The following is a 6,255-nucleotide window of genomic DNA, read 5'->3' on the forward strand; positions in this document are numbered from 1 at the left end:
CCCGCGGGGCGGGGTTGGCGCCGTCCCCCACCGGGGCCGGTGCCGCCGCCAACCCCGCCCCGCGGGTGCTGACCCGACTGGCCGGCGCCGCCCTGCCCCTGGGGGCAGCCGCCTTCGCGGCGGGCATCCTGACCAGCCCGATCGCCACCGGCGACGACCGCGCGAGCTACCTGGAGTCGCTCGGCCGCGACCCGTCGCTCACGGAGCTCTCCGCCGTCCTCCTGCACTACGGCAACCTGCTGCTCGGGGTCGGTGTCCTGGTGCTGCCCCTGCTGGTGCGGGGGCGGCGCGGCTGGCTGCCCACGCTGGCCGGCGCGCTGCTGAGCGCCCTGGGCCTGCTGTCCACCTCGGGAGCCCTGTTCACCGACTGGTTCCACATGGAGCTGGCCCGGGCCCTGCCGATCGACCAGGCGGTGGCCATCTCGGAGCGGGTGCTGTCCGCCCCGCTCCAGCAGCTGTCGTTCGGCCTCGCCCCGCTGCTCGCGCTGGGGCTGCCCTTGGTCGTCCTCGGCCTGTGCCGGGCCGGGGTGCTCGGCTGGTGGTCGCTCGGGGCGGTGGTGGCCGGCACCATCCTGCTGCCGTTCTCCCCGGCCCAGGGCAACCTCGTCCCCGCCGCCGCCTTCGTGCTGGTGCAGCTGCCGCTCGCGGTGGCCGGCGTGCGGGCCCTCGCCCGCACCCGGTCGGCCGGCTGAGGTCCTCCCCCAGCTCACCCGGTTCCCGTCGGACGGCCGTCCGGCGGGAACCGGCGCGTCAGCCGGGCGGCCAGCGCAGGTCGCGGCCGCCCAGCACGTGCAGGTGGACGTGGTCCACCGACTGGCCCGCCTGCGGCCCGGTGTTGGTGACGACGCGGTAGCCCGGCTCGTTGCCGGCCCCGGTCACGAGGCCCTCGCCGGCCGCGACGGCGTGCGCCCCGGAGACCACCTCGCCGAGCAGCCCCGGGTCCGCCGTCGCCAGCGCGCCGACGTTGCGGTGGTGCTCCTTCGGGATCACCAGCACGTGCGTCGGCGCCTGGGGGTTGATGTCGCGGAAGGCGAGCACCCGGTCGGTCTCGTGGACGACGTCGGCGGGGATCTCACCGGCGACCATGCGGCAGAACAGGCAGTCGGTCACGCCCAGCACCCTAGGAGGACCCCCGTGCCCCCCACCACTCGCTCCGCTCGCGGCGGGACCCTGCACGGGGGCCGTTCCAGCCCGTCACCGCCCCCCACCACTCGCTCCGCTCGCGGCGGGACCCTGCACGGGGGCCGTCAGGTGCCGCTCTCGACCCCCAGGTAGGCCTGCACGATGCGCTCGTCGGCGAGCAGCTCGGCCGCCGGACCGGAGTGCACGACCTCACCGCTCTGCAGCACGTACCCGTGGTCGGCCGCACGGAGGGCCCGCCGGGCGTTCTGCTCCACCAGCACGACCGTGGTGCCGGAGGCGCGGATCTCCTCGATGACGCGGAAGACCTCGTCGACGATCTTGGGCGCGAGCCCCATCGACGGCTCGTCCATGAGCATGACCTTCGGCCCGGCGACCAGCGCGCGGGCGATGGCCAGCATCTGCTGCTCGCCACCCGAGAGCGCGCCCGCCGGCAGCGCCCGCCGCTCGCCCAGCACCGGGAACCGGTCGTACATGGCGTCGACGGACCGCGCCCCGTCGGCTCCCGAGTGCCACGTGCCGAGCTGGAGGTTCTCCTCGATCGTCAGCGTGGCGAGGATCTGCCGGCCCTCGGGCACCTGCACCAGCCCGCGGCCGACCAGCTTGTGGGCGGGGGTGCGGGTGATGTCCTGGCCCTCGAACGTGATCCGCCCGCCGGCCGGCCGCAGGATGCCGGAGACGGCGTTGATGACCGAGGACTTGCCCGCCCCGTTCGCGCCGACCAGCGCCACCAGGGAGCCCTCAGCGGCGCTGAAGGAGACACCCCGCACCGCCTCGACCCGTCCGTAGGTCACCCGCAGGTCCTCCACGGTGAGGATCGGGGCGCTCATGTCGCATCCCTCGTCGCGTCGGGGGTGTCCAGGGTGCCGGCGGCGCCGGGGCGCAGGTTCGCGACGGCGTCGGGTGGCGCGTCGCCGGTCCCGGCGGCGGTCGCGCCGGCGCGGGCCCCGGTGCCGTCCGCGTCCTCCTCCGCCGACCCGAGGTAGGCCTCGATGACCGCCGGGTCCGCCGCGACCTCGTCCGGCGCGCCGCTGGCGATGACCTCACCGAAGTTGAGGACGACGACCCGGGTGCAGGTCTGCAGCACCATGCCGACGTTGTGCTCGATGAACAGGATGGTGAGCCCGTCCCGCGCCAGCGAGCGGATGAGCTCGGACAGCCGCGCCGCCTCGACGTGGTTCATCCCGGCCGCCGGCTCGTCGAGGATCAGCAGCGACGGGTCCGAGGCCAGCGCACGGGCGATCTCGAGCCTGCGCTGGTCCCCGTAGGACAGCGATTCGGCCCGGTTGGCGGCGAGCTCGCTGAGCCCGACGCGTTCCAGGCAGCGGGCCGCCTGCCGCAGCGCGGCCTGCTCGTCCCGGCGCGCCGAGGGCAGCCAGAAGAGCCGCCGCAGGAACGTCGGACGGCTGACCAGGTGGGCGCCGACCAGGACGTTCTCCAGGGCGGACAGCCGGTTGAACAGCTTGGAGTGCTGGAACGTCCGGCTGACGCCGGCCGCCGCGATGCGGTGGACCGGGGTGCTCCCGACCGTCGTCCCGAGGACCGTGGCGCTGCCCGAGCTGGGCGGGACCAGCCCGCTGATCATGTTGACCAGCGTGGTCTTGCCGGCTCCGTTGGGACCGATCAGGCCGACGACCTCGCCGGCCCGGATCTCCAGGTCCACCCCTCGCACGGCGTGCACACCGCCGTACTCCTTGCCCAGCCCGGACAGGGTGACCACCGGCTCGCCGGCTTCCGGGTGGCGGCGGCCGGCGAGCCCGGTCGCGTCGTCGTCGGCGGCACCGGACGGCATGCGCGTGCGGCGCGGGATGAGGCTCGCCAGGCCCCCGGGCAGGAAAAGGATGACGACGAGCAGCAGCAGGCTGGCGAGGAACGGCCTGATCCAGCCGGCCTCCACCCCGACCGCCCGCTGGATCTCCGGGACGATCGTCTGGAACCCGCTGCCCAGCAGCGGCCCCAGGAACATCGTGGAGCCGCCGACCACCGCCGTGACCAGGCCCTCGACGGCAGCCACGAAGTCGAAGTCGTTCGGCGCGATCAGCCGCACGTAGTAGGCGTAGAGGACGCCGTACAGCCCGGCGACGGCGCCCGCGGTGATGAACGCCGCCAGCCGGTGGCGCCCCACGTCGATGCCCATGGACCGTGCGGCGAGCTCGTCCTCGCGGATGGCCTCGAGCGCGCGCCCGTACCGGGACCGTCCCATCCGCCAGAACCAGTAGGCGACCAGTGCGAGCGCCGTCCAGGCCATGCCGACGGTGAGGACCCGCGGCACGCCGAGCCCCTGCGCCCCGCCGGTCCACTCCTGGTTGAGCAGCACCACGCGCACCGCCTCGGCGAAGCCGAGGGTGGCGATGGCGAGGAAGACCCCGCGCAGGTGCATCGTCGGCAGGCCGAGGACGACGGCGCCGAGGGCACCGACGGACATGCCGATGGCCACGGCGACCAGCAGCGAGGGGACGTCGCCGACGTCGTCCGGGGCGGGTGCCAGGTAGGCCCCGGAGAACGCCGCCAGAGCGGCGAAGCCGGCCTGGCCGAGGCTGAGCTGCCCGGCGATCAGGACGGCGTAGAAGGAGTAGGCGAAGATCGCGCCCAGCGCGATGAAGGTCAGCGTGGTGGCGTACTGGCCCAGCATCAGACCTCCCGGACCTTCCGCGCGCCGAGCAGCCCCTGCGGGCGCAGCAGCAGGATCACGAACAGCAGGCCGAACGCGATGACGTTCACCCAGGACGAGCCGATGTGCTGCACGGCGAACACCTCGGCCAGGCCGAGCAGCAGCCCGCCGATGAGCGCGCCGGGCAGCGAGCCCATGCCGCCGACGATGATCACGGCCAGGCCCTTGAGCTCGATCGCGGCGCCCATGCCCAGCTGGGCGGTGTTCACGTTGATCGCGAAGAGCACGCCGGCGACCGCGCCGAGCGCCGAGGAGATCGCGAAGGTGACCGCGGTGACCCGGTCGACGTTCACCCCGAGCACCCGCGCCGCCGTCGGGTTCTCCGCGACCGCGCGCATCCCGCGGCCGAGCCGGGTCCGGGTGACCATGTAGGTCAGGCCCACCATCAGGGCGAGGGAGACGGCGAGGATCACCACCTGCACCAGGGTCACCTGCGCGCCGAACACCTCGAACCGGGTGTCCGGGAACGAGCCGGGCGGGAAGCGGCGGGTGTCGGGGCCGTAGCGCCACTGCAGCAGCGCGATGAGCATGCCGGCCAGCGCGATCGAGGAGATCAGCCCGGCGAAGTGCGCGTCGGCCCGGTTCTTGAGCGGCCGGAACGCCACGCGCTCGATGACCAGCCCCAGGACGGCGCCGAAGACGAACACGACCGGCAGTGCGGCCCAGAGGGACAGCCCGCCGCGCTCGACCAGCTCGATGCCGACGAAGGCGGAGGCGGCGAAGACCGCTGGGTGGGCGAGGTTCAGCCGGTCGAGGATGCCGAACACCAGCGTGAAGCCGATGGCGAACAACGCGTAGATGGAGCCGATGAAGATGCCGTTGAGGAGCTGCTGCACAGCGTTGCCTGTTCTCGTCGTGGGTGCCGGGGCACGGTAGCCGACACGTGGCCGGGGCCCGGTCCGAGGACCGGGCCCCGGCGGAGTCCCGGCGTGGCGCCGCCCCGTCAGCCGGCCGGCGCCACGCGAGGGGTCACTGCAGGACGGCGAACCGGCCGTCCTCGACGACCTGGACGACGGCCGGGTGGTCGGCGTCCCGGTTCTCGTCGATGGAGAACTCGCCGAGGACGGTGGGCACGTCCTCGATCTGCCCCAGCGCCTCCTGGATGCTGTCCCGCTCGGCGGAGCAGTTGGCGCGCACGGCCTGGTCGACGAGCTTGAGCCCGGTGTAGGCCTGGGCGGCGAACTGGTCGGGCTGCGCGCCGTACTCGGCCTCGTAGGCCTGGAGGAACGCCTGGTTCTCCGGGTTGTCGGAGGCGGAGTTCCAGGCGGCGCCGACGACGACGCCCTCGGCCGCCGGCCCGGCGTCGGCCATCAGCCGCGGGTTGTTGAACCCGTTGCCGCCGATGATGGGCACGTCGATGCCGAGCTCGCGGGCCTGGGTCACCAGCGGCACCGCGGCCTCGATCAGCGCCGAGACCACGAGCGCGTCCGGCTCGTTCTCCTGCGCCTGGGTCAGCAGGGCGCGGAAGTCGGTGTCGGACTTGGAGAAGGTGATCGTCTCGCTGATCGTCACGCCCTGGTCCTCCAGCGCGCCGGCGAACGCCTCGTAGCCGGACTCGGTGAACGCGTCGTCGTTGCTGTACATGACCACGACGTCCTCGAGGCCGAACTGCTCGGTGGCGGCCTCGATCGTCTGCGGGATGACCGCCTGCTCGGTGAGGGAGTCGCGGAAGATGTAGTCGCCGATCTCGGTCACCCCCTCGGCCGTGTTGGAGATGCCCAGCACCGGCACGCCGGCATCCTGGGCGATCGGGTCGGCCTGGACGGCCGCGTTGGACAGCGTGGGCCCGATGATCAGGCTCACGCCGTCGTTGACGAACTCTTCGAAGAGCGTGATCCCCTGACGGGGGTCGGTCTGGTCGTCCTCGATCGTCAGGTCGTAGGTGACGCCGCCCTGCTCGGCCAGCTCCGAGGCGGCGAGCTCCAGGCCGCGCTGCTGCGACTCGCCGTAGCTGGCCGCGGCACCGGTCAGGCTGAGCACCGCGCCGAGGGGCACCTCGCCCTCGATGGTGCACGACTCCCCGCTGCCCTCGCCGGTGAGCCCGGCGGCGGACTCACCGCCGCCGGACTCGCCGGAGCCGCAGGACGCGAGGAGGAGGGCCGCGGCGCCGGCCGCGGCGACGGTGTGGAGCTTGGTGCGCATGTCTCTCCCTTGTCGAGAACGACGACCGGCCGACCGCGAGGAGGCGGCCGCGCGGCACTGGCGGACGGGCCCGTCCGGGGCACCGGGCGTCGTGGGCCGACCGGAGCCGGTCGGCTGGTTACGGGGGTCACAGTAGGCACCTCCCGGCGCACCTCCGGCAGGGGCTGGGCAAGCGTGCCCAGAACGTGACCGTCCGGAACTCGGCGAGCTGCGCGTCGGCGGCTCGGGAAGCCGGGCCGATGACGCCGGGTGCAGGATGGGCCGTTCCCTCTCCCCCTCCCGGAGGTCCCCTGTGCCCGTAC

General features: G+C 73.7%; 6 protein-coding genes. 1 reads left to right on the forward strand and 5 read right to left on the reverse strand.

Translation table 11 applies throughout. The features are described 5' to 3' along the window. Positions 1–692: hypothetical protein (locus tag E9565_RS21335; protein WP_236836683.1), on the forward strand; the 692-nt coding region annotated here is incomplete at its 5' end. A gap of 58 nt (positions 693–750) precedes the next feature. Here the strand turns inward: E9565_RS21335 and E9565_RS21340 are convergent. The 5 genes from E9565_RS21340 to E9565_RS21360 form a co-directional block, all read right to left on the reverse strand. After that, the gene (locus E9565_RS21340) at positions 751–1,110 is read right to left on the reverse strand and encodes a histidine triad nucleotide-binding protein (RefSeq protein WP_236828770.1); all 360 of its coding nucleotides are present in this window, start codon (positions 1,108–1,110) and stop codon (positions 751–753) included. Between the two features lie 137 nt (positions 1,111–1,247). Then, positions 1,248–1,970: an ABC transporter ATP-binding protein gene (locus tag E9565_RS21345; protein WP_236836684.1), complete on the reverse strand. Its 723-nt coding sequence runs from the start codon at positions 1,968–1,970 to the stop codon at positions 1,248–1,250. After that, a complete protein-coding gene (locus E9565_RS21350) occupies positions 1,967–3,772 on the reverse strand; it encodes an ATP-binding cassette domain-containing protein (protein ID WP_236828772.1) in 1,806 nt (601 codons plus the stop codon). The genes E9565_RS21345 and E9565_RS21350 overlap by 4 nt, the downstream gene beginning before the upstream one ends. Further along, complete coding sequence (locus tag E9565_RS21355; RefSeq protein WP_236828773.1) at positions 3,772–4,647, reverse strand: branched-chain amino acid ABC transporter permease; 876 nt, start codon at positions 4,645–4,647, stop codon at positions 3,772–3,774. Before E9565_RS21355 ends, E9565_RS21350 begins: the two co-directional genes overlap by 1 nt. Before the next feature lie 133 nt (positions 4,648–4,780). Beyond that, positions 4,781–5,953 (reverse strand): ABC transporter substrate-binding protein, encoded by a 1,173-nt coding sequence (locus E9565_RS21360; RefSeq protein WP_236836685.1) that lies wholly within the window; start codon positions 5,951–5,953, stop codon positions 4,781–4,783. Between the last annotated feature and the right edge of the window lie 302 nt (positions 5,954–6,255).

It is taken from the genome of Blastococcus sp. KM273129, from assembly GCF_021698995.1.
GTDB lineage: Bacteria > Actinomycetota > Actinomycetes > Mycobacteriales > Geodermatophilaceae > Blastococcus.

Excerpts from the sequence above, each read along its gene's own strand:
- E9565_RS21345 (WP_236836684.1), bottom strand. The coding sequence starts at position 1,970 with ATGAGCGCCCCGATCCTCACCGTGGAGGACCTGCGGGTGACCTACGGA.
- E9565_RS21350 (WP_236828772.1), bottom strand. The coding sequence starts at position 3,772 with ATGCTGGGCCAGTACGCCACCACGCTGACCTTCATCGCGCTGGGCGCG.
- E9565_RS21360 (WP_236836685.1), bottom strand. The coding sequence starts at position 5,953 with ATGCGCACCAAGCTCCACACCGTCGCCGCGGCCGGCGCCGCGGCCCTC.